This is a genomic window from Nocardioides kongjuensis, from assembly GCF_013409625.1.
GTDB classification, from domain to species: Bacteria; Actinomycetota; Actinomycetes; order Propionibacteriales; family Nocardioidaceae; genus Nocardioides; species Nocardioides kongjuensis.
Window position 1 is genome coordinate 1,492,178 of record NZ_JACCBF010000001.1, and the last position, 24,152, is coordinate 1,516,329.

Consider the following 24,152-nt stretch of genomic DNA (forward strand, 5'->3'; position numbering starts at 1 on the left):
GGCCGGCGTCAGGCCAGCGCGACCAGGTCGGCGTAGTCCGGGCTCCACAGGTCCTCGACGCCGTCGGGGAGGATGAGCACCCGGTCCGGCTCGAGCGCGTGCACGGCGCCCTCGTCGTGGGTGACCAGCACGATCGCGCCCTCGTAGCGCCGGATCGCGTTGAGGACCTCCTCGCGCGAGGCCGGGTCGAGGTTGTTGGTCGGCTCGTCGAGGAGCAGCACGTTGGCCGCCGACACGACGAGCGAGGCGAGGGCGAGACGGGTCTTCTCGCCGCCCGACAGGACGCCGGCCGGCTTGTGCACGTCGTCGCCGGAGAACAGGAACGAGCCGAGCACCGAGCGGGCCTCGGTGTCGGTGAGCTGCGGCGCGGACGACTGCATGTTCTCGAGCACCGTGCGCGAGACGTCGAGGGTCTCGTGCTCCTGGGCGTAGTAGCCGACCTTGAGGCCGTGGCCGGCGACGACCTCGCCGGTGTCGGGCTTGTCGACGCCGGCGAGGATGCGCAGCATCGTGGTCTTGCCGGCGCCGTTGAGGCCGAGGATGACCACGCGGGAGCCCTTGTCGATCGCCAGGTCGACCGCGGTGAAGATCTCCAGGGCGCCGTACGACTTGGACAGGTCGTGCGCCGAGAGCGGGGTCTTGCCGCAGGCGGCCGGGGTCGGGAACTTGATCGCGGCGACCTTGTCGGACTGCCGCTCGCCCTCGACACCGTCGAGGAGCTTCTCGGCCCGCTTCAGCATCTGCTGCGCGGCGCTGGCCTTGGTGGCCTTCGCGCGCATCTTGTTGGCCTGGTCGGTGAGCGTCTTCGCCTTGTTCTGGGCGTTCATCAGCTCACGCTTGCGGCGGGCCTCGTCGGTCTCGCGCTGGGTGAGGTAGTTCTTCCAGCCCATGTTGTAGACGTCGATGACCGACCGGTTCGCGTCGAGGTGGAAGACCTTGTTGACGGTCTCCTCGAGCAGGTCGTTGTCGTGGCTGATCACGATGAAGCCGCCCTTGTAGGACTTCATCCAGTCCCGCAGCCAGGTGATCGAGTCGGCGTCGAGGTGGTTGGTCGGCTCGTCCAGGACGAGCACCTCGGCGCTGGAGAACAGGATCCGGGCGAGCTCGACCCGGCGTCGCTGACCACCGGAGAGGGTGCCGAGCGGCTGGTCCATCAGCCGGTCCGGGATGCCGAGGCTCTGCGCGATCTGGAGCGCCTCGGTCTCGGCGGCGTACCCGCCGCCGGCGTCGAGCTCGTCCTGCGCGCGCTGGAACTTGCGGAACGCCTTGTCACGCTCGTGAGGGTCGTCGGAGGCCATCGCGACCTCGGCGGCCCGCATCCGTCGGACGGCGTCGTCGAGTCCGCGCGCGGACAGGATCCGGTCGCGGACGATGACCTCCGGGTCACCCACGCGCGGGTCCTGCGGGAGGTAGCCGAGCTCGCCGCTGTTGGTCACCGAGCCGCTGGCGGGCAGCGCGTCGCCGGCGAGCACCTTCGTGAGGGTGGTCTTGCCGGCGCCGTTGCGGCCGACGAGGCCGACCTTGTCGCCGGGGCCGACGCGGAAGCTGACGTTCTCCATGAGGAGCCGCGCACCGACGCGTACCTCGAGCTGGTGCACCGTGATCATGAGGAGACCATTCTCCCACGCCCGTTCGACACCCCCTAAACGACGGCCGTGTCCTCTAGGGTGCTGCACGTGGTGCGATTCAATCCGAAGGCCCGCCTCGACCAGTCCCGGGTACGCGACGCCGGCTCCGGCGGCGGCGGTGGCATGGGTGGCGGTCTCGGGGGCGGCGGCATGCGGATCCCGATCCCGACCGGCAAGGGCGGCATCGGCGGCCTGATCGGCGTGATCCTGGTCGTGGTGGTCACCCTCCTCCTCGGCGGCAACCCGCTGAGCGGGGGCGGCGGCACGGGCGGGCTCGGCAACGTCTACTCCCCCTCCCGGTTGAGCGACCAGCAACAGGGCACCGACCGCTACGCGGGCTGCAAGACCGGCGAGGACGCCAACAACAGCCAGGACTGCGCCCGGGTCGCGATCGAGAACTCGCTGACCGACTACTGGGGCACCGAGCTCGGCGGCAAGTTCCGCCCCGAGAAGGCGATGGTCACCTTCACCGGCTCCGTGGACACCGGTTGCGGTGCCGCGTCGTCGGCGGTCGGCCCGTTCTACTGCCCGACGGACGAGACGATCTACCTCGACACCACCTTCTTCGACGACGTCCTGGAGGGTCAGCTCGGCGGCCCCGACGGCAGCTTCGTCGAGTTCTACGTGCTCGCCCACGAGTACGGCCACCACATCTCCAACCTGCTCGGCTACATGGGGCAGGTCCGCAGCCAGCAGACCGGGCCGCAGAGCGACGGCGTACGCCTCGAGCTGCAGGCCGACTGCTACGCCGGCATGTGGGCCAAGCACGCGACGACCACCGAGGACGCGTCGGGCGAGAAGCTGATCCTGGACCTCACGCAGGACGACATCAACCAGGCCATCGAGGCCGCCAAGTCGGTCGGCGACGACTACATCCAGAAGCGCTCCGGCGGTCGGGTCAACGAGGAGGCCTGGACGCACGGCTCCTCGGCACAGCGCCAGAAGTGGTTCATGGTCGGCTTCCGGGAGGGCACGCTCGAGGCCTGCGACACGTTCGCGGCCCCCAAGGTCTGATCCCGGTCCTCAGCCGAGGCCTACAGCGCCAGCAGGTCCTCCATGTGCCCGAACGTGCGCTGCAGCGCACGCAGGTGGGGCGCCACGGCCGGGTGGCGGTACTTGCCGGCGAGCGCGCCCTCGCCACCCGCGACCCGGGCCAGCGCCCACTCCGCGCGGTTGAGCGCGGTGTAGACCGAGACGACCTGGGCACCGAGCACCACGCTGGCGCGATCGGCGATCCCGTCCGGCAGGCCGAGCAGGTAGGCGTCGAGGAGCGGTTCGAACTCCTCGCGGGTGGACAGGGACAGGTAGCCGAGGTCGCCGCCGACCGGGCCGTGGCCCAGCGTCCCCCAGTCGATCGCGAGCGCATCGTCGCCGTCGCGGCCGGGCAGGTTCAGCGCCGTCGGGTCGCCGTGCTGCGGGACCTGCGGCAGGGCGTCCAGCAGCGCGAGCAACCGCTCTCGATGGGTCCACAGGTGCTCGGCGACGTCGGCGACCGTGGTCCGGGCCAGGGTGGTCCAGCCGCCCCGCCGGGCGACCCGGCCGATCCGGTCGCGGAGCAGTGATGTGGCCAGGTACGGCGGGCGGCCGAGGTCCGCACCGGAGAAACGGCCGAGCGACAAGGCCAGGAACAGACCGCTCGACGCGGCGTCCTCGACCCAGTCGCGCACGATCGTGACGCCGTCGTCGTCCTCCTCCACCGAGGCGGCGGCCGATCGCAGCCCGGGGGTCTCGGCGGTCAGGCCGGTCGACAAGACGTCGGCCTCGCGACGCCAGTAGCCGGCGTGGGTGCGCTCGGACAGGACGGCAGGGTCGCCCGGCGCCGGCGCACCGAGCCGCTTCACCACCACGGGCCGCCCACCGAGCGCGGTGCGCCACACGCCGACGGTGGACGTCCCCGTGCCTCCGGGGAGCGCCACCCAGTCGGGCTCGGGCTGCCACATGGTCGGCAAACTAGCCGATGTCGCGCTCGCGGAACCGCCACCACGCCACGACGAGCAGCGCGGCCGCCACGGCGCTCAGGCCACCGGCACTCCCCCAGCTCCAGCCCTCGGCCGGCAGCGACGGCACGTGCGAGTACGGCGACAGGCCGGTCAGCCAGCCCGGCAGCTCGAGCACGTCGCCGAGCAGGCTGAGCGTCAAGAACGCCGCCGGCCACGCCCAGACCAGGACCGACCAGCGCAGCCCGACGGCCAGCGAGAGCACCGCGAGCGCACCGACCACCCAGGCTGCGGGCACCCACGCCAGTGCCGCGACGACCAGGTTGCCGATGCCGGGACCGTCCGCGGCGACGTACCCGATCCACAGGCCGACGCCGGTCACGACGAGGAGCCAGGCCGTACCGACGAGGGCCAGCACGGCCGACGCGGCGAACCAGCCGCTGCGGCTGGTCGCGGTCGCGAGCACGAGCTCCGCGCGGCCGTCCTGCTCGTCGTGGCCGGTGTGGCTGACCACGGTCACGGCGAAGTAGGTGAGGACGACCGCGACGACCGAGAGGATCGCCGCGACGAGGGCACCGCCGAGCTCGTCGATGATCGACTGGGCGACCTCGGAGTCGAGCAGGTCGCCGATGCCGGGCGCGATCATGCCGAAGACCACTCCCAGCACGCCGGCCGCGACCGACCACAGCACGAGCGTCGTGGCGTGCACCTTGACCGCGAGGGCGAACGCGTCGGCCAGCCGCGGCGAGCCCGTCCTCGGCCCGGGTCGGGTCGGCACCAGTCCTGAGCCGAGGTCGCGGCGGGTGCGCAGCACGACCGCGGCTGCGGCCAGTGCTGCGGCGAGGAGGAGGTAGCAGGCCAGCAGCCACCAGCGCACCTCGCCGTACGCGCGGACCCGGGTGTTCCAGCCGAGCGGCGAGAGCCAGCTCAGCCACCCGGGGCCGGTGTCGCCGGCGGCACGCAGCACGAACAGGACGCCCACCACCCCGGCCGCGTACGCCGCACAGGTGCGGGCGCTGGCGGACAGCTGGGCGGTCACCGCGCCGATGCCCGCGGCCACCAGCGCGGTCCCGGCCCACAGCGCGCCGAAGGCCAGCGACCCGGTCGCCTCGAGCCCGGACACGGTGTTCCCGAGCGCGGTGAGCACGCCGAGCACCAGCGCCAGCAGCACGGCCTCGACCAGGGTGGCGAGCAGCGGTGCGTGGCGGCCGACGGCGGTGCCGCCGATCAGCTCGGTGCGGCCGGTCTCCTCCTCGACCCGGGTGTGCCGGCGCACCACCACGACGAACAGCACCGCCACGAAGACGGCGTACAGCACCGTCATCTTGGTCATCGCCAGCTCGCCCACGCTGGTGACGTCGAGGATCGGGCCGTAGAGCGCGACGATCGCCGGGCTGGCGTTGATCGCCTCGGCCGCGCGGACCCGGTCGGCCTGGTCGGCGTACAGGCCCGGGGTGGCCGCGGCCGACGCGACGCTCATCAGCACGAGCACCCCGAGCGCCACGGGTGCGAGGATCCGGTCCTGGCGCAGCCCGAGGCGCAGGAGCAGCCGCCAACCGGTCGTGCTCATCGCCCGGCCCCGGCCCGGTCCCGGTAGGCGTCGAGGAAGAGCTCCTCGAGGCTCGGCGGGGTGCTGGTGAGGGCCGTGACGCCGGCGGCCGTCAGCGCCGCCAGCACGGCCGGCAGGCCGTCCGGGTCGACCGTGCAGCTCACCTGGCCGTCGGCGACCGCGAGGTCGTGGACCCCGGGCGCGGCGGACAGGTCGGGCGCGGTACCGCTCAACGTGGCGACGATCCTCGACCGGCTGAGGTGGCGCAGGTCGCTGATCCGGCCGGTCTCGACGACCCTGCCCTCCCGGATGATCGTGACCCGGTCGGCGAGCCGGTCGACCTCGCTGAGGATGTGGCTGGACAGCAGCACCGTGGCGCCGCGGCCCGTCTGCTCGGCCACGCACTCGTTGAACACCTGCTCCATGAGCGGGTCGAGGCCCGAGGTGGGCTCGTCGAGGATGAGCAGGTCCGGGTCGGTGGCGAACGCGGCGACCAGCGCGACCTTCTGCCGGTTGCCCTTGGAGTAGGCACGCCCGCGCTTGGTGGGGTCGAGGGAGAACCGCTCGATCAGCTCCTCGCGCCGCGAGGTCGCGGGGTCGGCACCGCGCATCCGGATGAGCAGGTCGACGATCTCGCCGCCGCTCAGGTTGGGCCACAGGCTGACGTCGCCGGGCACGTACGCCAGCCGGCGGTGCAGCTGCGCAGCATCGCGCCACGGGTCGCCGCCGAGGATGCGGACCTCGCCGGCGTCCCTGCGGAGCAGTCCGAGCAGCACCCGGATGGTGGTCGACTTGCCGGCGCCGTTCGGGCCGAGGAAGCCGTGGACCTCCCCGGCCTCGACGACCAGGTCCAGCCCGTCGAGGGCGCGGAAGGAGCCGAACGTCTTCACGAGGCCGTGCGCCTCGATGAGGGGACTCGTCATGCCTCCATGATGCACCTCTTTCAGCAATTTCTGAATCTTGTATAGACTGCGCTGCATGACGGCCGACCCTTCGCGCGACTCCTTCGTGGAGCGGATGGGTGGCGCGCTGACCAGCACCGGCCTGGCCCGGCTGCCGTCGCGGGTCTTCGCCGCGCTCCTCGTCGACGACGACGGCCGGATGACCGCCGCCGAGATCGCGACCGGCCTCGGCGTCAGCCCGGCCGGTGTCTCCGGGGCGGTACGCTACCTGGACGGCATCGGCATGATCCGCCGCGAGCGCGAGCGCGGCTCCAGGCGCGACGTCTTCGTCGTCGACGACGACGCCTGGCACGGCATGATCGCCCGGCTCGACCAGTTCTACGCGCCCCTCATCGCCGCCCTCGACCGCGGCCTGGCCGACCTGGGCGAGGACGACCCCGCCCACCGCCGCTTGCGGCTGTCACGGGAGTTCCTGGCGTTCGTGCTCGCCGAGATGTCCGACCTCGACCAGCGGTGGGCCGTACGACGTACCGAGCTGGGCCTCGACTGACGCCCGCCCTCCCGCGTACGCGAGGATCGGCCCATGCAGATCGCGACCGACGACCCCCGCCGTCCCGACGTGCTCGGGCTGCTCGAGGAGCACCTCGCGGACATGTACGCGACCTCGCCCGCCGAGAGCGTGCACGCCCTCGACCCCGACGCCCTCGCGGCACCGTCGATCACGTTCTGGACCGCTCGGGAGGACGGCGTCCTGCTCGGCTGCGTCGCCCTCAAGCGGATCTCGGGCGCACACGCCGAGCTCAAGTCGATGCGCACCGCGACGGCGGCTCGCCGCCGCGGGGTGGCCGGGCTGCTGCTCGACCACGTGCTGGCCGAGGCGCGTGACCGCGGCCACGCCCGGATCAGCCTGGAGACGGGGACCGAGGACTACTTCGCGCCGGCGCGTGCGCTCTACCTCACCCGAGGCTTCACGGAGTGCGGCCCGTTCGAGGGCTACGTCCTCGACCCGAACAGCGTCTTCCTGACCCTCGCCCTCCGACCGGCGCGGTCACTGCCAGGCTCGCACCCAGTCGACCACCAGTGTCGAGCCGTTCGCCATCGCGGCGACGGGTGAGTTCCAGGCCGCACCCCAGACCTGGGTGAGCACCAGGTAGAACGGCTGGTCGAAGGGCTTCGGGGGCGTCACGTTGCTCGGCATCCAGCGATGGCTGAAGCACAGGTTGTCGTCGTAGTAGAAGCGCATCACGGTGGGCGTCCACTCCACGGCGTAGGTGTGGAACGCGCTGCTGGACGTGGGCACCGGGCAGTTGGCGCCCGAGCTGCCCACCTCGCCCGCGTAGTGCACCGACGGGTACACGTTGGCGGGCCGGGCGCTGAACCACTCCGCGACGTCGATCTCCCCGGAGCCGGGCCACACGCCGTACGTGTGCTGGTCCGGGTAGAGCCAGAAGGCGGAGTGCGAGCCCGGGATCGCGCGCTCGGCCGGCATCCGCATCCTGGCCTCGAAGCTGCCACGGACCTGGGTGAACCGCGCCTTGCTCGCGACGGTGGCGACGACCGCCCGGGACTGGAAGCTGCCGTAGGGGCTCACGCAGGTGAACTCCGGGAGGTTGCGCAGCGAGGTCAGGCGCAGCAAGCCGTCCCGGACGCTGATCGTGGTCGGGGTGTTGACGTAGCAGCCGAGCTCGCCGCCGACCATGCCGCTGAGCCAGGTGGTCTGCGGCATCCACTTCGAGCCGTCCAGGCTGGTGCCGCCGAACTCGTCGACGAAGGTGCAGGACCACAGGCCACCCTCGGGCTTCTGCGGCCGCACGCCGCAGTCGTCGGTCGCCGGCTCCTCCGACGCTGGCGGCTCCTCGGGCGGCAGCTCCCCCTCCGGCTCCTCGACCGCGGGCGGCTCCTTCGCGGGCGGCTCCTCGACCGGGCCCCCGGGTCGGTCCTCTGCCGCCGGCGGGTCGAGCGGGGCGGCCGGCTCCTGGATCTCGGGGTCGTGCGGCGCACCCGGCGGCGGCACGACGGCCGGTGGGGCCACGCCGGCCGGTGGGGCCACGCCGGCCGGCCCGTCGCCCGACGCCGGTGCGGCGAGCGGCCGTGCGAACCTGCGCACGACGCTGGCCCGTCCGTCCGCGACGACCCGGTACCTGCGGTCGGCGCCCGGCAGCACGGTCGTCACGACGTACTGCCCGCTTCGCGAGGCACGCTTGCCGGCCGCCTCCTTCCAGCGCTTCTCGGTGCGCACCTGGAGCCGGGCGACGGCGCGTGCGCGGACCCGCCCGGTGAAGACGAGGTGCGCCCCGTCGCGGATCGGCAGGCTGATCGTCGGTCGCGCCGCATCGCGGGAGGCGGCGGCGGTCCGGATCTCGTTCGACACCGCACCCAGTCCGAGCGCGACGGCGAGGACGACGAGGGGGACGGCCGGCGTGGAGCGCCGACGCAAGCGGGCGCGGGTCGACGAGCTCGCCATGGCGATCACCTCCCGAGAACGAGGCGCCATCCCTCAGCGGACGGTCATCATTGGTGAATCCTCACCGCTGCGCTACCCGCCGGTGCCGAGACCACCCCGGCGATCAGCGGGGGCCCGCGTTCTCCACGCTCACCACCAGGGACTGCGCGTCCCGCAGCGCCTGCTCGAGCACCGCCCGCCGCGGATCGGGTACGGCGAGCCAGGGCCCCACCACGCCGACGGACCGCAGCCGCGGGTCGGCGAGCACCTCGTCCACGGCGCCCCGGTCTCCCCCGGCGACCACCTCGCTCACGCCGCCCAGCACCGTGACGGCGTGGTCGGCAGCCGCCTCGTAGGCGACCCGGGCCTGGTTGGCGCGGCGCCGCGCGAACCGCTGCTGGGACTGGCCGCCCGCCTTCGTCCGGCCCTGCACGTGACGCTGCCCCACCTTGCTCGCCGCCAGCGCACCGTTCTCGACCCGCGCGACGGCGAAGCCACCCTTGCGGACGAGGAGCACTCCCCACGCCGGCGGTGCGACGACGTGGCCGGCCAGCTCGTCGGGCTGGCCGTCGTACCGACGAGAGAAGGGCAGCCGGGCGGTGAAGGTGGACCCGTCCTGCGCCGAGCCGCGGACCGCCCCGTCGACGACGGCCACCACCGTGCCGCCGTGGGAGGACGCGAAGTTCTCCAGCCAGCGTGGCCAGCGGGCGGGCGGGACGAGGACCTCGGGCACAGCGCGACACTAGTGGCCACCAACAACGAGAACGTGTTCTACTTTCTTCCCATGTCGCAGCCGCCCACCATGCACCCGTGCGAACGGGTCGGGATCGACTACGTCGACACCGCGCCCCACCGCTACGCCAACAGCGTCGACCTGGCGATCACGCCGGACCAGCTGTTCGAGGTCTTCGCCGACGCCGACGCATGGCCGCGCTGGGCCAAGGTGATCCGGCACGTCGAGTGGACCTCGCCCCTGCCGCCCGGAGTCGGCAGCACCCGGGTGGTGTCGATGCTCGGGGGCCTCGAGGGTGCCGAGGAGTTCCTGCTCTGGGAGCCCGGCCGGCGGATGGGATTTCGTTTCAACGAGGCCTCGGAGAGGTCGATCCGCGCCTTCGCCGAGAGGTACGACGTCGAGCCGACCGCGCACGGGTGCCGGCTCACCTGGACCCTGGCGCTCGACGTCACCGGCCCCGGAAAGCACTTCATGCCGGTCAGCGGGCTGGTCTCGAACCTGTCGTTCCGGTGGTTCCTGCGGAACCTGCGCCGCTACACCGACCAGCGCTTCGCGACCGCGAGGTCTTCGTAAATTCCTGCCCGATCGTCCACGGGCCACGGCGCCGGGACCCTAGCGTCGGAGCATGCTCCCGCTCCGACGAGGCACGCTCGCCCTCGCGCTGGCCGGCGTCCTGGCGGCTGCGCCGGCCCAGGCGGACGGCGTCGGGCCGGTTCCCGACGTGAGGGTCGGCTTCCCCGGGCACACCGTCGAGGCTCCGGTCCTGCAGTACTGCTGGATGTGGCCCAACGAGGTCTCCGGTGCGGGAGAGATCGGCTCGGCGGAGTGCGCTCCGCGAACCGAGCGGCGGGTGCCGCTCGTCCGGCACGACGGCGCACTGCGCCTGGACTTCGACCGGGCAGGCTGGCGCTGGCGGGTGCGCTACGTGAGCACCCGGTCGACCGCACCGGCCTGCCGGACGACGAAGCGGGCCGTGCAGCTGGGCGAGCACGCCTACCGCCTGCGCCGCCCCGGACACCCCGGCACCTACCGCGTCACGCTCTCGGGACACGGGCCCGAGGGCAATGTCGTCGCCGCCTTCGTGTGGCGCTACGGCAAGGGCCGCTGCTCCTGACGTGAGCCGAGCGGGCCTCAGACGTTGAAGCCGAGCGCGCGGAGCTGCTCGCGGCCGTCGGGGGTGATCTTGTCGGGACCCCACGGCGGCATCCAGACCCAGTTGATGGCGACGTCGTTGACCAGACCCTCCAGCGCGGAGTTGGTCTGGTCGGTGATCACGTCGGTCAGCGGGCAGGCCGCCGAGGTCAGCGTCATGTCGAGGACGACGTTGGTGCCCTCGTCGACGTGGATGCCGTAGACCAGGCCGAGGTCGACGACGTTGATGCCGAGCTCGGGGTCGACGACGTCGCGCATCGCCTCCTCGATGTCGGCCAACGCCACGTTGGAGGAGGCGTTCGTGCTCCCGCCGGCCTCGGGGACCTCGGGCAGGTCGCTGTTGTCGATGGACTCGCTCATCACTTGTCTCCGTCTCCGGCGACGACCTGGGCCGTCGCGTCCTTCCACGCCATCCACGACAGCAGCGCACACTTCACGCGGGCCGGGAACTTCGCCACGCCGGCGAAGGCGATCCCGTCCTCGAGCACGTCCTCGTCGGGCTCCACCGTGCCCTTGCCCTGCATCAGGGTGAGGAACTCCTGGTGGATCGCCATCGCCTCGTCGACGCTCTTGCCGACCACGAGGTCGTGGAGCACCGATGCCGAGGCCTGCGAGATCGAGCAGCCGAGGGCGTCGTACGACACGTCGTCGACGACACCGTCCGCGACGTGGACCCGCAGGGTCACCTCGTCACCACAGGTCGGGTTGACGTGGTGGACCTCCGCGGTGTGGTCGGCATGCTCGCGCAGCCCCTTGCCGTGGGGGTTCTTGTAGTGGTCGAGGATGATCTCCTGGTAGAGGGCATCCAGATCCTGTGCCGTCATCCTCAGTCCAACTTGAAGTAGGAACGCGTGTATTCCAGCGCCTCGACGAGGGCGTCGATCTCACGCGGCTCGGTGTAGAGGTACGACGACATCCGCGTCGAGGCCTGCACGCCGAAGCGGGCGTGGGCCGGCTTCGCGCAGTGGTGGCCGGCGCGCACGGCGACACCGCGGCTGTCGAGCACCTGCGCGATGTCGTGCGGGTGCACGCCGTCGAGCTCGAAGGAGATCGCACCACCGCGCAGGGCCGCGTCGAGCGGGCCGAGCACGCTCAGGCCCTTCACCGACTGCAGGCCCTCGAGGGCGTAGCCGGTGATCGCCTTCTCGTGGGCGTGGATCGCGTCGAGCCCGATGTGCCCGAGGTAGTCCACCGCTGCGCCGAGACCGATCGCCTCGACGATCGGCGGCGTGCCGGCCTCGAACTTGTGCGGGATCCCGGCGTACGTCGAGCCCTCCATCCGCACGGTCTCGATCATCTCGCCGCCGCCGAGGAACGGCGGCAGCGCGTCGAGCACCGCCCGCGAGCCCCAGAGCACGCCGATGCCGGTGGGGCCGACGACCTTGTGACCGGTGAAGGCGACCAGGTCGGGGCGCTCCTCGACCGGCATCGAGGCCAGGTCGATCGGCAGCTGCGGCGCCGCCTGCGACGCGTCGACGACGACGATCGCGCCGACGGCGTGCGCCCGGCGGGTGATCTCGGCGATCGGGTTGATCGTGCCGAGCATGTTGGACACCCAGGTCAGCGAGACGACCTTGGTGTGCTCGTTGATCAGCTGGTCGACGCCGGACAGGTCGAGCTGTCCGTCGTCGGTGAGGCCGAACCAGCGCAGCGTCGCACCGGTGCGCTGGGTGAGCAGCTGCCACGGCACGATGTTGGAGTGGTGCTCCATCTCGGTGATGACCACCTCGTCACCCGCACCGACCTGCAGCGGTCCCGCCCAGGCCAGGGTGTTGGCGACCAGGTTGAGCGCCTCGGAGGCGTTCTTGGTGAAGATCACCTCGTCACGGTCGGGCGCGCCGATGAACGCCGCCACCTTGTCTCGCGCCGCCTCGAACGCCTCGGTCGACTCCGCGCCCAACTGGTGCATGGCGCGGGCGATGTTGGCGTTGTGTCGCTCCAGGTGGTCGACCATCGTGTCGATGACCACCTGCGGCTTCTGCGAGGTGTTGGCGCTGTCGAGGTAGACCAGCGGCAGCCCGCCCGCGAGCGTGCGCTCGAGGATCGGGAAGTCCTTGCGGATGACCGCCAGCTCCGGGAGGAGCCCCTCCAGGGTCATGGTCAGACCCCGGCTGCCTGGGTGCCGACGTACTTCTCGTAGCCGCTGGCCTCGAGCTCGTCAGCGAGCTCCGGGCCGCCCGACTCGGCGATCCGGCCGTCGACGAACACGTGGACGACGTCGGGCTTCACGTAGCGCAGGATCCGCGTGTAGTGCGTGATCAGCAGCAGGCCCTTGCCCTCGCGGGCGGCGTAGTCGTTGATGCCGTCGGAGACGACCTTGAGCGCGTCGATGTCGAGACCGGAGTCGATCTCGTCGAGGATCGCGAACTTCGGGTCCAGCAGGTCGAGCTGGGCGATCTCGGCGCGCTTCTTCTCACCACCGGAGAAGCCCTCGTTGACCGAGCGGCTGGAGAAGGCGGTGTCGAGCTTCATCCGGTCGAGGGCGCCGTTGACGTCCTTGACCCAGGTGCGCAGCTTGGGCGCCTCGCCGTCGAGCGCGGTCTTGGCGGTGCGCAGGAAGTTCGACATCGAGACGCCGGGCACCTCGACGGGGTACTGCATCGCGAGGAACAGGCCGGCACGGGCGCGCTCGTCGACGCTCATCTCGAGCACGTTCTCGCCGTCGAGGAGGACCTCGCCGCCGGTGATCGTGTACTTGGGGTGACCCGCGATGGAGTACGCCGTGGTCGACTTGCCCGAGCCGTTGGGGCCCATGATCGCGTGGGTCTCGCCGTCCTTGATGGTCAGCGTGACGCCCTTGAGGATCTCCTTGGCGCCGTCCTCGGTGTCGACCGACACCTGCAGGTTCTTGATCTCGAGGGTGCTCATGCGGGGGTGACTCCATTCAGGGTCGTGGTGACGTCGACGTAGATCTCGCCGTCACGCACTTCGACAGGGAAGGTGGCGACCGGTTCGGTCGCCGGGAGGCTGGTGGGCTTGCCGGTGCGCAGGTCGAAGGTCGACCCGTGCAGCCAGCACTCGACGGTGCAGTCGGCGACCTCGCCCTCGCTGAGCTGCACCGCAGCGTGCGAGCACAGGTCCTGCAGGGCGAAGACCTCGTCGCCGTCGCGGGCGATCGCGACGTCGTACCGGTCGACGGTGACCGCGAGGGCCTCGTCGGTCGGTACGTCGGCCAGCGACGCCACGCGCTCGAAGCTCACAGCTCGCCCTCGAGGACGTTCTTGGCGAGCTCGGCCTCGACGGTCGCGGCGAGGCTCTCCTCGAGCTCCGGGACGCCGACCTGGCGGATCAGGTCGTTGAAGAAGCCGTGCACGACCAGGCGCTGCGCCTCCTTCTCGGAGATGCCGCGCGAGCGCAGGTAGAACAGCTGCTCGTCGTCGAACCGGGCGGTCGCCGACGCGTGGCCGGCACCCTCGATCTCGCCGGTCTCGATCTCCAGGTTGGGGACCGAGTCGGCCTGGCAGCCGTCGGTGAGGACGAGGTTGCGGTTCTCCTCGTAGGTCTCGATGCCCTCGGCGACCTTGCGGATCAGCACGTTGCCGATCCACACGGTGTGCGCCTTCTCGCCCTGCAGCGCGCCCTTGTAGACCACGTGCGACTTGGTCTTGGGGGCGGTGTGGTCGACGAAGAGCCGGTGCTCGATGTGCTGGCCGGCGTCGGCGAAGTACAGGCCGAGCATCTCGACCGCGCCACCCGGACCGGAGTAGTCGGCGGTGGTGTCGTGGCGGACCACGTCACCGCCGAAGGTGATGTCGACGTGCTTGAACTGCGCGTCGCGCCCCACCCGGGCGTGGCGGTGGCCGACGTGGACGGCATCGTCGGCCCAGTCGTCGATCGAGACGACGGTGAGCTGGGCACCGTCCTCGACGACGATCTCGACGTTGTCGGCCAGCGTCATCGAGCCCTCGAAGCGCAGCACGACGGTGGCCTTGCTGAACCTCTCGGCGCGGATCACCGCGTGCGCCGCGGTGGCCTCGTCGGTGCCGGTGCCCTTGATGGTCACGAAGACCGGGCGCTCCAGCACGGCATCGGCCGGGATGGTCACCGCCAGGCTGCTCTTGGACTCGGCGAGCGCCCGGGCCGAGATGCGGTCCCACGGGACCAGGCCGGAGACACCCTTGAGCGCGTCGCCCTCGACGCTGTCGATCTTCACGCCCTCGGGCGCGTCGAACGACGGCGTGTACGACGTCCCGGCGAGCGGCGCGTCCGCGTGGATGCCGCGCAGCCGCTTGAGGGGCGTGAACCGCCAGATCTCCTCGCGACCCGTCGGCACCTCGTGGGCGTCGACGTCGAAGGATCCTTCGGGGTGGAGGTGGCTCTCGACCTTCTCGAGAGCACCTTCAAGAACTTCGGCGGTCATCAGCCGACGGCACCTTCCATCTGGAGTTCAATCAGTCGGTTCAGCTCGAGGGCGTACTCCATCGGGAGCTCCTTGGCGATCGGCTCGACGAAGCCGCGCACGATCATCGCCATCGCCTCGTCCTGCTCCATGCCCCGCGACATGAGGTAGAACAGCTGGTCGTCGGAGACCTTCGAGACGCTCGCCTCGTGGCCCATCGACACGTCGTCCTCGCGGATGTCGACGTACGGGTAGGTGTCGGAGCGGCTGATCTGGTCGACGAGCAGCGCGTCGCACAGCACGTTGGACTTCGAGCCGTAGGCGCCCTCGTTGACCTGGATGAGGCCGCGGTAGGACGTGCGACCGCCACCGCGGGCGACCGACTTGCTGAGGATCGACGACGAGGTGTGCGGCGCGGCGTGCACCATCTTGGCGCCGGCGTCCTGGTGCTGGCCCTCGCCCGCGAAGGCGATGGACAGGGTCTCGCCCTTGGCGTGCTCGCCCATCAGGTAGACGGCCGGGTACTTCATGGTCACCTTGGAGCCGATGTTGCCGTCGACCCACTCCATCGTCGCGCCGGCCTCGCACACCGCCCGCTTGGTGACGAGGTTGTAGACGTTGTTCGACCAGTTCTGGATGGTCGTGTAGCGGCAGCGGCCGCCCTTCTTGACGATGATCTCGACGACCGCGGAGTGCAGGGAGTCGGAGGAGTAGATCGGCGCGGTGCAGCCCTCGACGTAGTGCACGTAGGCGTCCTCGTCGACGATGATCAGCGTCCGCTCGAACTGGCCCATGTTCTCGGTGTTGATCCGGAAGTAGGCCTGCAGCGGGATGTCGACGTGGACACCCTTCGGGACGTAGATGAACGAGCCGCCCGACCACACCGAGGTGTTGAGCGCGGAGAACTTGTTGTCACCGACCGGGATGACGGTGCCGAAGTACTCCTTGAAGAGCTCCTCGTGCTCCCTCAGCGCGGTGTCGGTGTCGAGGAAGATGACGCCCTGCTCCTCCAGGTCCTCGCGGATCTGGTGGTAGACGACCTCCGACTCGTACTGCGCGGCGACGCCGGCGACGAGACGCTGCTTCTCCGCCTCGGGGATGCCGAGCTTGTCGTAGGTGTTCTTGATGTCCTCGGGCAGGTCCTCCCAGCTCTGGGCCTGCTTCTCGGTGGACCGCACGAAGTACTTGATGTTGTCGAAGTCGATCGCGCTGAGGTCGGAGCCCCAGGTCGGCATCGGCTTGCGGTCGAAGAGCTTGAGGCCCTTCAGGCGCAGGTCGAGCATCCAGCCCGGCTCGCTCTTCTTCGAGGAGATGTCCCGGACGACGTCCTCGTTGAGGCCGCGCTTCGCGTTGGCGCCGACGTCGTTCTTGTCGGACCAGCCGAAGTCGTAGCGACCGATCCCCTTGAGCTCGGGGTTCAGCTCTTCGATCGAGGTCATGAGACCTGCTCCTTCTTGTTGTTGCCTGCGTCAGGGATGCACGTCGTGCACACCCCGTCACCGTGGGCGATGGTGGCCAGGCGCTGGACGTGGGTGCCGAGGACGCGGCCGATGGCCTCCGTCTCGGCCTCGCACAGCTGGGGGAACTCGTGGGCGACGTGGGAGACCGGGCAGTGCTGCTGGCACAGCTGCTCCCCCACGACGGGCAGCTGACGTACGGCGGCGGCGTACCCCTCGTCGGAGAACACCAGCGCCAGGACCTGCGCGGGCGAGGCGCCCGGGTTCTCGGCGGCGACCTGCGGGAAGCGCCGCTCGATGAACGAGGCGCGCCGCTCGGCGAAGGCACGGACGGCGTCGTCGCCACCCGTCTCGGCCAGGAACCGCATCGCCTCGGTGGCCAGGTCGTCGTACTGCTGGTCGAAGGCGTCGCGGCCACGCTCGGTGAGCGCGAACACCTTCGCCGGGCGACCCCGGCCGCGCGAGCCCACCGGACGGGGGTCGCGCGCGTCGACCGCACCCTCGGCGAGCAGCTGGTCGAGGTGACGGCGCACCGCCGCGGGCGTCAGCTGCAGGCGCTCGGCGAGCGCCGCTGCGGTGGACGGTCCGTTGACCAGGATCGACCGTGCGACGCGCTGGCGCGTCGGCTGGTCAGTCTCGGTCACGAATTCCACAACACCAGTGTGCCGTTATTGCTTCCGGGGCTTCAAGCAAGGGTCGCCTTACCCGGGGGCCAGCAGGCGCAAAGTGATGCGGTTTGGTCCCAAACCGCAACGAATCGGGCCGAAATGTTGCGGTTTGGGACCAAACGGCGACATTCCGAGCGCCACTACGCCCGGGCGGGGCTGGTGTGCCGCAACCAGGCGAGTCCGGCGAACGGCAGCACGAGCGGCAGGAAGCCGTAGCCCTGGCCGAAGTGCGACCACACCGTCTTGTCGGGGAACAGGTCGGTGGCGACGTAGCTGAGCGTGCCGACCGAGAGCACGCCGAGCAGCTCGACGGTGACCGCGATGCCGGCGACCCGCCAGCCGGTGCTGCCGCCGAGCAGGAGGCACGTCGTGGCCACCAGGTAGAGGACGGCCGCCACGAGCGAGAGGGAGTACGCGAGGGGCGCCTTGCCCGGCTCCAGGCCGAGCTGGACGGCGGAGCGGCCGGTGGCGGCGACGGCGAACAGCCCGTAGACGAAGACCAGGGCACGGCCCCAGCCCTGCGAGAGCGGGTGGCTGGGCTGGGCGGACCGGTCAGGCACCCGGACCACCCCACACGTCCCACAGCCGGGCCTCGAGGCCGGCGACGGTCGCGACACCGAGCAGGAGGATCGTCGTACCGACCCGCGAGCGCTCGGCGAGCGCGAAGAAGGCGGCGACGACGGGCACCAGGAGGTTGGTGACCAGGTAGCTGACGAACACCGCCCCCTCGACCTCGCGATCGGTTCGGGCCAGCGCCACGACTCCCCCGACCAGCTGCACGAGCATCACCACCTCGACGAGGGCCAGACCGATGAAGTGGGAGTCCTGCGCGGCCCGGTCGCGGACCAGGTCGACCACGAGGAGGACGGCGAGGGCGCCGGCGAGGGCCAGCGCGGCGCCGTACAGCCAGGGATTCACGGCGGTCAGCGTAGGCCGGTCGGTCGTCGTGGAACAAAGCAAGGCCTGAGAGCACGCTCGCGCAAGATTCTTGTGCCGCAGCGCAATCGACGGTGCTTACGTGACGGCGATCACCCTCCGTACCGTTTCCCGTCGTGACTTCCACCCCGACCTCGGCCACATCCGCGCCCACGGCGCCGTCGGTTCCCCTGCGGACCCAGCTCCTGCGCCGCAAGCCCGTCGAACGCCTCGTCGCCGACGCCGGCACCGGCGCCGGCGGCCAGCTGCGCCGCACCCTCGGCGTCGGCCACCTGACCACGATCAGCATCGGCGCCACCCTCGGGACGGGCATCTTCGTCGTGCTCGGCGAGGCCGTCCCCGTCGCGGGGCCGGCGGTCGTCGTGTCCTTCGTGCTCGCGGGTGTCATCGCCCTGCTCTCGGCGCTCTCCTACGCCGAGCTGGCCGGGATGATCCCGGCCGCGGGATCGTCGTACTCCTACTCCTACGCCACCCTGGGCGAGCTCGCCGCATGGGTCTGCGGCTGGTGCCTGATCCTCGAGTACGGCGTCTCGGTGGCCGCGGTCGCGGTCGGCTGGGGCCAGTACGTCAACGAGCTCCTCCACGCCACGATCGGCGTGACCATCCCCGACGCCTGGAGCCAGCCCCCGGGTGCCGGCGGCTACTTCAACGTGCCGGCCCTGGTCGTCGTCGTGATCGCGACCCTGGTGCTGCTGCGCGGGGTCACCGAGAGCGCGCGGGTCAACACGGCGATGGTCGTCATCAAGATCCTGGCGCTGCTGCTGTTCTGCGCCATCGCGTTCACCGCGTTCCGCGCCGGCAACCTGACGCCGCTCTTCCCGCTCGGCCTCGCGGGCATGAGCTCGGGCGCGGCCACCTTGTTCTTCTCCTACATCGGCTTCGACGCCGCATCGACCGCGGGCGAGGAGGCGCGCGACCCCCAGCGGGACCTCCCCCGCGCGATCATGCTGTCCCTCGGCATCGTCACGCTCCTCTACTGCCTCGTCGCCCTGGCCGCGGTCGGCGCGATGCCGTGGCGACGGTTCGAGGGGACCGAGGCCGCCCTGGCCCGGATCGTCGACCAGGCGGGCGGCGGCTCGCTGGTGGTCGGGCTGCTGTCCCTCGGCGCGGTGGTCGCGATCGCGAGCGTGGTGCTCACGGTCCTCTACGGCCAGATCCGCATCCTGTTCGCCATGGCACGCGACGGGCTGGTCCCGCCGGTGTTCGCACGAGTCGACCAGCGCACCGGCGTGCCGCGCACCAACACGCTGGTCGTCGGCCTCTTCGTCAGCCTGCTGGCCGCGTCGATCCCGCTGGGCGAGCTCGCCAACGCCACCTCGATCGGCACCCTGTTCGCGTTCGCGCTGGTCAACGTCGCCGTGCTGGTCCTGCGCCGCACGCGGCCCGAGCTGCCCCGGGCGTTCCGGGTGCCGTTCGCGCCCGTCGTGCCGATCGCCGGAGCACTGCTGTGCTGCTACGCCATGCTCAGCCTCGGAGCCTCGACCTGGGTCGTCTTCGTCGGCTGGATGGTGCTCGGCCTGGCGCTCTACGCCGGGTACGGACGCCGGCACTCGCGCCTCAACGCGCCCGCCCCGCACGCCGTGCTTCCGCCACAATGAGCGCATGCAGCTCGACCAGCTCGACCGCCTGATCATCGGCGTCCTCCTCGAGGACGGCCGCGCCACCTTCGCGCAGATCGGCGACCGCGTCGGGCTGTCCGCTCCCGCGGTCAAGCGACGGGTCGACCGGCTCGTGTCGTCCGGCGCCATCGCCGGCTTCACGGTGCGGGTCGACCCGTCGGTCGTCGGCTGGTCGACCGAGGGGTACGTCGAGATCTACTGCCGCGGCTCGACGACGCCCGGCGAGATCCTCAAGGCGGTCGACAAGCACCCCGAGGTCGTCTCGGCGTCCACCGTCACCGGCGAGGCCGACGCCATCTTGCACATCCTCGCCTCCGACATCCGCCACTTCGAGCAGGTCGTGGAGCGGATCGCGAGCGAGCCGTTCATGGTGCGCACCAAGAGCGAGCTGGTGCTCTCGCCGCTCGTGCGGCGCGAGCAGGGCAGCCTCCCGACCGACATCGGTTCCTGACGCAACAAACATCCGTACGGGCCGGATCCGACGCAAGGGATCGCCGCACTCCGGCAATCCAGACCGCTCGATCTTGTCCCGTCGCCGCCCTAGGTTGGTGCCCGTGAACCACACTCCACGTGCCGACGAGCTGGTCGTCGCCGCCTGGCAGCCCGACGGGCCGCTGCTCGACGTACCGGCGGCCCTCGCCGCGCTCGACGCGGCCGCCGCCGAGGCGGCCGGGCGGGGCGCCCGGCTGCTCGTGTGCCCCGAGCTGACCCTGACCGGCTACGACATCGCACCGCGGGCTGCCGACCTGGCCGAGCCCGCCGGCGGCCCGATGGCCCGGGCCGTCGCGGGCGTCGCCGCCGAGCACGGCCTGGCGATCGCGTGGAGCTGGCCCGAGCGCGACGGCGAGCAGGTCCACATCGCCGCCGAGCTGGTCGACCGTGACGGCACCGTGCTGGCCCGGCACCGCAAGGCGCACCTCTACGGTCCCGACGAGGCCGGTGCCTACGTGCCCGGCGACGGGACGCCCGCGGTCGGCGAGGTCGACGGCTTCCGGGTCGGGCTGCTGGTCTGCTACGACGTCGAGTTCCCCGAGCAGGTGCGGATGGTCGCCCTCGCCGGCGCCGACCTGCTGGCCTGCCCCACCGCCCTGATGGCGCCGTACGACGCCGTGAGCACCCTGATCGTGCCGGCCCGCGCCTTCGAGAACCAGATGGCGGTCGCCTACGCGAACCGCGCCGGTTCCGAGCACGACCTGACCTACACCGGCCTGAGCTGCGTGGTCGGTCCCGACGGGGCCGACCTGGCTCGCGCCGACGACCGGCCCGGACTCGTGGTCGGCACCCTCACCTCCGCTGCGCTCGACGACGCGCGCCGCGCCAACACCCACCTGGCCGACCGCCGGCCCGAGGTCTACGGAGGCCTGACCCGATGACGACCGGACAGACGACGCCGGACCCCGCCCACACCGTCCCCGCCCCGGTGACGATGCTCGGCCCCGACTTCCCGTTCGGGTACGACGAGCACCTGGCCCACCCCGACGGCCTCGGCTCGGTGCCCACCGAGCACCACGGCCGCGAGGTCGCGATCATCGGCGGCGGCCTCTCGGGCATGGTCACCGCCTACGAGCTGATGCGCCTGGGTCTCAAGCCGGTCGTCTACGAGGCCGACCAGATCGGCGGCCGGCTGCGCTCCCAGCCGTTCGGCGGCGCGCACGGCCCGATCGCCGAGCTCGGCGGGATGCGCTTCCCGCTCTCCTCGCGAGCGCTGTTCCACTACATCGACCGGCTCGGGCTGCGGACCTCGCCGTTCCCGAACCCGCTGTCCGAGGCGACCCCGAGCACCGTGGTCGAGCTGGGTGGCGAGTCGTTCTACGCCCGCGGGTACGACGACCTGCCGGCCTTCCTCAAGGACGTCGCCGACGCCTGGCACGAGGCGCTCGGCGAGGTCGGCTTCGCCGACATGCAGCGGGCGATCGCGGAACGCGACGTACCGCGCCTCAAGGAGCTGTGGAACGAGCTCGTGCTCACCCTCGACGAGGAGACGTTCTCCGGCTTCCTCGCCAACAGCAAGGCGTTCGGCTCGCGCAGCTTCCGCCACCGCGAGGTGTTCGGGCAGGTCGGCTTCGGCACCGGCGGCTGGGACACCGACTTCCCGAACTCGATGCTGGAGATCCTGCGGGTGATCTTCACCAACGCCGACGAGGACCACCAGATGATCCACGGCGGCGCGCAGCAGCTGCCCGTCGGGCTGTGGCAGGACGCGCCCGACTGCGCGTACTGGCCCGCCGGCACCACGCTGGAGAGCCTGCACGGCGGCTCCCCGCTGCCCGGGGTCGCCCGGATCGCGCGCGACCCGGCCGACGACGAGCGGTTCGAGGTCACCGACCGCTGGGGCAGCACCCGCTCGTACGACGCCGTCGTGGTCACCTGCCAGGTCTGGCTGCTGTCCGCGCGGATCGACGTCGACGAGTCGCTCTTCTCCCCCGACCTGTGGATGGCGATGGAGCGCACCCACTACATGCAGTCGTCGAAGACCTTCGTGCGCGTCGACCGGCCGTTCTGGAAGGACGTCGACCCGCAGACCGGGCGCGACGTGATGAGCATGACGCTCACCGACCGGCTGAACCGGGCGACGTACCTGCTCGAGGACGACGGCGCCGCCTCGATCTGCCTGTCCTACACCTGGAACGACGACGCCCTGAAGTGGCTGGCGCTGCCGGTCGAGGAGCGGGTCCGGCTGCAGCTGCACTCGCTGCGCAAGATCTACCCGGGCGTCGACATCGCCTCGCACATCGTGGGCGACCCGATCACCGTCTCGTGGGAGTCCGACCCCAACTTCATGGGCGCGTTCAAGGCCAACCTGCCCGGCCACTACCGCTACCAGCGGCGGCTGTTCTCGCACTTCGTGCAGGACGACCTGCCCGCCCACCGGCGCGGCATCTTCCTCGCCGGTGACGACATCTCGTGGACCGCCGGGTGGGCCGAGGGTGCCGTCACGACCGCGCTGAACGCGGTGTGGGGTGTCGTGCGTCACTTCGGCGGCGCGAGCGCTCCGGCCAACCCGGGACCGGGCGACGTGTTCGCCGATCTCGCCCCGCTGGCCCTGCCCGACGGACTCTGAACGGGCGTTCCTAGACTGTCGCCGTGCCTCACGCTGCTGACCTTGCTGTCGAGGTCGACGGACTGGTGATGAGGTACGGCGACACGGTCGCCGTCGACGGCCTGTCGCTCACCGTCGAGCGCGGCACCATCACCGCCGTCCTCGGCCCCAACGGGGCCGGCAAGACCACCACCCTCGAGACCTGCGAGGGCTACCGTCGCGCCCAGGGCGGCACCGTACGGGTGCTCGGCCTGGACCCGGTGCGCCAGCGCTCCGAGCTGCTGCCGCGGATCGGCGTGATGCTGCAGTCCGGCGGTGCCTGGAGCGGCGCCCGCGCCGAGGAGATGCTGCGGCACTTCGCCCGGCTGCACGCCCAGCCGCAGGACGTCGGTCTGCTCATGGAGCGGCTCGCGCTGCACGAGTGCGGGCGCACGCCGTACCGACGGCTCTCCGGCGGCCAGCAGCAGCGCCTGGGCCTCGCCCTCGCGCTGATCGGACGCCCGGAGCTGGTGTTCGTCGACGAGCCCACCGCCGGCATGGACCCGCAGATCCGCCGCGCGGTGTGGGAGCTGCTCGAGGAGCTGCGCGCCGACGGTGTGACCGTCGTGCTGACCACGCACTACCTCGAGGAGGCCGAGCGGCTCGCCGACCGGGTGCACATCTTGGACCGCGGCCGCCTCGTCGCCAGCGGTACGCCGCTCGAGCTGACCCGCGGCGGCACCGTCGCCACGATCCGGATCGTCGTCACCCAGCCGTTCCCCCCGGGCGCTCCCGAGGAGCTGGTCCGGTCGTTGGGCGACGGCACCGAGCTGACCGTGCTCGACCCGCTCAGCCTGCAGCTGTCCGGCCCCGCCGACAGCACCACCCTCGCCACCGTGGCCGCGTGGTGCGCGGCCCACGACGTGCTGCCCGAGTCGCTGTCGCTGGGGCAGCGCAACCTCGAGGACGTCTTCCTCGAGCTGACCGGCCGGGAGTCGCTGTGAACACGTTCGCGCCGGCCCCCGGCGCCGCGCCCGTCGTCCGCCAGCTCGTCACGCAGGCCGGCATGGAGGCACGGCTGATGCTGCGCAACGGCGAGCAGCTGCTGCTGGCCGTCGTGATCCCGGTGATCGTGCTGGTCGGCTCGGTCCGCGGTGTCGAGCGGGTCGGCTTCGACCTCGACGGGCGCCCGATCGACGTGCTCACGCCCGGCGTGCTGGCGCTCGCGGTGATGTCGACCGCGTTCACGTCGCTGGCGATCGCCACCGGCTTCGAGCGTCGCTACGGCGTCCTCAAGCGCCTCGGCACCGCTCCCCTGTCCCGCGCCACGCTGCTCGGCGGCAAGGTGCTCGCCCTGCTGCTCGTCGAGGTCTTCCAGTTCGTCGTGATCGGCGGCGTCGGCCTGGCCCTGGGCTGGTCCGGTCCGTCGGGGGTCGGCGGCGTGCTCCTCCTCGTGGTCGCAGCGCTCTTCGGGACCGCCGCGTTCGCCTCGCTCGGCATGCTCCTCGCGGGCTCGCTGCGCGCCGAGGCCACCCTCGCCGCCGCGAACCTGGTCTACCTGCTGCTGCTCGCCGGCGGCGCCGTCATCCTGCCCGCGTCGCTGTACGGCGGGCTCGGCGACGTCGTGCGCTGGCTGCCCTCGGGCGCGCTCGGCGAGGCGGTCCGCTCCGCGTGCGACGGCGCGGTCGCCGTCCGCGACCTCGTGGTACTGGCCGCCTGGACCGTCCTCGGCTCCGCCCTGACCGCCCGAACCTTCAAGTGGGAGTGACC

General features: G+C 71.5%; 27 protein-coding genes. 11 read left to right on the forward strand and 16 right to left on the reverse strand.

What is annotated here, in order from left to right:
* Nucleotides 1-8: 8 nt before the first annotated feature.
* Nucleotides 9-1,607: an ABC-F family ATP-binding cassette domain-containing protein gene (locus tag BJ958_RS07215; RefSeq protein ID WP_179726221.1), complete on the reverse strand. Its 1,599-nt coding sequence runs from the start codon at nucleotides 1,605-1,607 to the stop codon at nucleotides 9-11.
* A 72-nt stretch (nucleotides 1,608-1,679) separates the two neighbouring features.
* On the opposite strand from BJ958_RS07215, the gene ypfJ reads away from it, so the two are divergent.
* Nucleotides 1,680-2,642, forward strand: a complete 963-nt coding sequence (gene ypfJ / locus BJ958_RS07220; protein ID WP_179730027.1) for a KPN_02809 family neutral zinc metallopeptidase — start codon at nucleotides 1,680-1,682, stop codon at nucleotides 2,640-2,642.
* 20 nt (nucleotides 2,643-2,662) lie between these two features.
* Here the strand turns inward: ypfJ and BJ958_RS07225 are convergent, their stop codons facing one another.
* Genes BJ958_RS07225 through BJ958_RS07235 form a run of 3 tightly spaced genes read right to left on the reverse strand, consistent with a single transcriptional unit; the run spans nucleotide 2,663 to nucleotide 6,037 of the window.
* Nucleotides 2,663-3,568 carry a phosphotransferase gene (locus BJ958_RS07225; protein ID WP_179726222.1) on the reverse strand — a complete coding sequence of 302 codons (906 nt, stop codon included), beginning with the start codon at nucleotides 3,566-3,568 and terminating at the stop codon, nucleotides 2,663-2,665.
* A 10-nt stretch (nucleotides 3,569-3,578) separates the two neighbouring features.
* Entirely contained in the window at nucleotides 3,579-5,135 is a 1,557-nt protein-coding gene (locus tag BJ958_RS07230; protein WP_179726223.1) for an ABC transporter permease, read from the reverse strand.
* Nucleotides 5,132-6,037, reverse strand: coding sequence for an ABC transporter ATP-binding protein (locus BJ958_RS07235; RefSeq protein WP_179726224.1), 906 nt, complete (start codon nucleotides 6,035-6,037; stop codon nucleotides 5,132-5,134). Before BJ958_RS07235 ends, BJ958_RS07230 begins: the two co-directional genes overlap by 4 nt.
* Nucleotides 6,038-6,092: 55 nt before the next feature.
* Between BJ958_RS07235 and BJ958_RS07240 the strand changes: the two genes are divergently transcribed.
* Nucleotides 6,093-6,566: a GbsR/MarR family transcriptional regulator gene (locus BJ958_RS07240; RefSeq protein ID WP_179726225.1), complete on the forward strand. Its 474-nt coding sequence runs from the start codon at nucleotides 6,093-6,095 to the stop codon at nucleotides 6,564-6,566.
* A gap of 33 nt (nucleotides 6,567-6,599) precedes the next feature.
* Nucleotides 6,600-7,130 carry a GNAT family N-acetyltransferase gene (locus BJ958_RS07245; protein ID WP_179726226.1) on the forward strand — a complete coding sequence of 177 codons (531 nt, stop codon included), beginning with the start codon at nucleotides 6,600-6,602 and terminating at the stop codon, nucleotides 7,128-7,130.
* Here the strand turns inward: BJ958_RS07245 and BJ958_RS07250 are convergent.
* Nucleotides 7,065-8,480 (reverse strand): glycoside hydrolase family 16 protein, encoded by a 1,416-nt coding sequence (locus BJ958_RS07250; protein ID WP_179726227.1) that lies wholly within the window; start codon nucleotides 8,478-8,480, stop codon nucleotides 7,065-7,067. The genes BJ958_RS07245 and BJ958_RS07250 overlap by 66 nt on opposite strands.
* A gap of 103 nt (nucleotides 8,481-8,583) precedes the next feature.
* A complete protein-coding gene (locus BJ958_RS07255) occupies nucleotides 8,584-9,192 on the reverse strand; it encodes an acVLRF1 family peptidyl-tRNA hydrolase (RefSeq protein ID WP_179726228.1) in 609 nt (202 codons plus the stop codon).
* A 51-nt stretch (nucleotides 9,193-9,243) separates the two neighbouring features.
* On the opposite strand from BJ958_RS07255, the gene BJ958_RS07260 reads away from it, so the two are divergent.
* Nucleotides 9,244-9,765: an SRPBCC family protein gene (locus BJ958_RS07260; protein WP_218865634.1), complete on the forward strand. Its 522-nt coding sequence runs from the start codon at nucleotides 9,244-9,246 to the stop codon at nucleotides 9,763-9,765.
* Nucleotides 9,766-9,817: 52 nt separating this feature from the next.
* Nucleotides 9,818-10,306, forward strand: coding sequence for a hypothetical protein (locus tag BJ958_RS07265; RefSeq protein ID WP_179726229.1), 489 nt, complete (start codon nucleotides 9,818-9,820; stop codon nucleotides 10,304-10,306).
* Between the two features lie 17 nt (nucleotides 10,307-10,323).
* Here BJ958_RS07265 and BJ958_RS07270 read toward each other — a convergent pair whose 3' ends face one another.
* The 10 genes from BJ958_RS07270 to BJ958_RS07315 all read right to left on the reverse strand — a co-directional run bounded on the left by BJ958_RS07270 (nucleotide 10,324) and on the right by BJ958_RS07315 (nucleotide 17,726).
* Nucleotides 10,324-10,704 carry a metal-sulfur cluster assembly factor gene (locus BJ958_RS07270; RefSeq protein WP_179726230.1) on the reverse strand — a complete coding sequence of 127 codons (381 nt, stop codon included), beginning with the start codon at nucleotides 10,702-10,704 and terminating at the stop codon, nucleotides 10,324-10,326.
* Nucleotides 10,704-11,168, reverse strand: a complete 465-nt coding sequence (gene sufU / locus BJ958_RS07275) for a Fe-S cluster assembly sulfur transfer protein SufU (protein ID WP_179726231.1) — start codon at nucleotides 11,166-11,168, stop codon at nucleotides 10,704-10,706. Before sufU ends, BJ958_RS07270 begins: the two co-directional genes overlap by 1 nt.
* Before the next feature lie 2 nt (nucleotides 11,169-11,170).
* Nucleotides 11,171-12,442, reverse strand: a complete 1,272-nt coding sequence (locus BJ958_RS07280) for a cysteine desulfurase (RefSeq protein WP_179726232.1) — start codon at nucleotides 12,440-12,442, stop codon at nucleotides 11,171-11,173.
* A 2-nt stretch (nucleotides 12,443-12,444) separates the two neighbouring features.
* Entirely contained in the window at nucleotides 12,445-13,212 is a 768-nt protein-coding gene (gene sufC, locus BJ958_RS07285; protein ID WP_179726233.1) for a Fe-S cluster assembly ATPase SufC, read from the reverse strand.
* On the reverse strand, nucleotides 13,209-13,544 hold the full coding sequence (locus BJ958_RS07290; RefSeq protein ID WP_179726234.1) for a Rieske 2Fe-2S domain-containing protein: 336 nt from the start codon (nucleotides 13,542-13,544) through the stop codon (nucleotides 13,209-13,211). Before BJ958_RS07290 ends, sufC begins: the two co-directional genes overlap by 4 nt.
* Nucleotides 13,541-14,704 (reverse strand): Fe-S cluster assembly protein SufD, encoded by a 1,164-nt coding sequence (gene sufD / locus BJ958_RS07295; protein WP_179726235.1) that lies wholly within the window; start codon nucleotides 14,702-14,704, stop codon nucleotides 13,541-13,543. The genes BJ958_RS07290 and sufD overlap by 4 nt, the downstream gene beginning before the upstream one ends.
* A complete protein-coding gene (gene sufB / locus BJ958_RS07300) occupies nucleotides 14,704-16,122 on the reverse strand; it encodes a Fe-S cluster assembly protein SufB (protein WP_179726236.1) in 1,419 nt (472 codons plus the stop codon). Before sufB ends, sufD begins: the two co-directional genes overlap by 1 nt.
* Complete coding sequence (locus BJ958_RS07305) at nucleotides 16,119-16,784, reverse strand: helix-turn-helix domain-containing protein (protein WP_179726237.1); 666 nt, start codon at nucleotides 16,782-16,784, stop codon at nucleotides 16,119-16,121. The genes sufB and BJ958_RS07305 overlap by 4 nt, the downstream gene beginning before the upstream one ends.
* A 164-nt stretch (nucleotides 16,785-16,948) precedes the next feature.
* A complete protein-coding gene (locus BJ958_RS07310; protein WP_179726238.1) occupies nucleotides 16,949-17,368 on the reverse strand; it encodes a hypothetical protein in 420 nt (139 codons plus the stop codon).
* Complete coding sequence (locus BJ958_RS07315) at nucleotides 17,361-17,726, reverse strand: hypothetical protein (RefSeq protein ID WP_179726239.1); 366 nt, start codon at nucleotides 17,724-17,726, stop codon at nucleotides 17,361-17,363. The genes BJ958_RS07310 and BJ958_RS07315 overlap by 8 nt, the downstream gene beginning before the upstream one ends.
* Before the next feature lie 134 nt (nucleotides 17,727-17,860).
* Between BJ958_RS07315 and BJ958_RS07320 the strand changes: the two genes are divergently transcribed.
* From BJ958_RS07320 to BJ958_RS07345, 6 genes are all read left to right on the forward strand, one after another.
* A complete protein-coding gene (locus BJ958_RS07320) occupies nucleotides 17,861-19,342 on the forward strand; it encodes an amino acid permease (protein ID WP_179726240.1) in 1,482 nt (493 codons plus the stop codon).
* A 4-nt stretch (nucleotides 19,343-19,346) separates the two neighbouring features.
* Nucleotides 19,347-19,814, forward strand: coding sequence for an Lrp/AsnC family transcriptional regulator (locus BJ958_RS07325; protein ID WP_179726241.1), 468 nt, complete (start codon nucleotides 19,347-19,349; stop codon nucleotides 19,812-19,814).
* Nucleotides 19,815-19,917: 103 nt separating this feature from the next.
* Nucleotides 19,918-20,736, forward strand: coding sequence for a nitrilase-related carbon-nitrogen hydrolase (locus BJ958_RS07330; RefSeq protein ID WP_218865635.1), 819 nt, complete (start codon nucleotides 19,918-19,920; stop codon nucleotides 20,734-20,736).
* Nucleotides 20,733-22,424, forward strand: coding sequence for a flavin monoamine oxidase family protein (locus BJ958_RS07335; protein WP_179726242.1), 1,692 nt, complete (start codon nucleotides 20,733-20,735; stop codon nucleotides 22,422-22,424). Before BJ958_RS07330 ends, BJ958_RS07335 begins: the two co-directional genes overlap by 4 nt.
* Nucleotides 22,425-22,447: 23 nt before the next feature.
* Nucleotides 22,448-23,386, forward strand: a complete 939-nt coding sequence (locus BJ958_RS07340; protein ID WP_273517619.1) for an ATP-binding cassette domain-containing protein — start codon at nucleotides 22,448-22,450, stop codon at nucleotides 23,384-23,386.
* Nucleotides 23,383-24,150, forward strand: coding sequence for an ABC transporter permease (locus tag BJ958_RS07345; RefSeq protein WP_343052598.1), 768 nt, complete (start codon nucleotides 23,383-23,385; stop codon nucleotides 24,148-24,150). Before BJ958_RS07340 ends, BJ958_RS07345 begins: the two co-directional genes overlap by 4 nt.
* The last annotated feature ends 2 nt before the right edge of the window (nucleotides 24,151-24,152 follow it).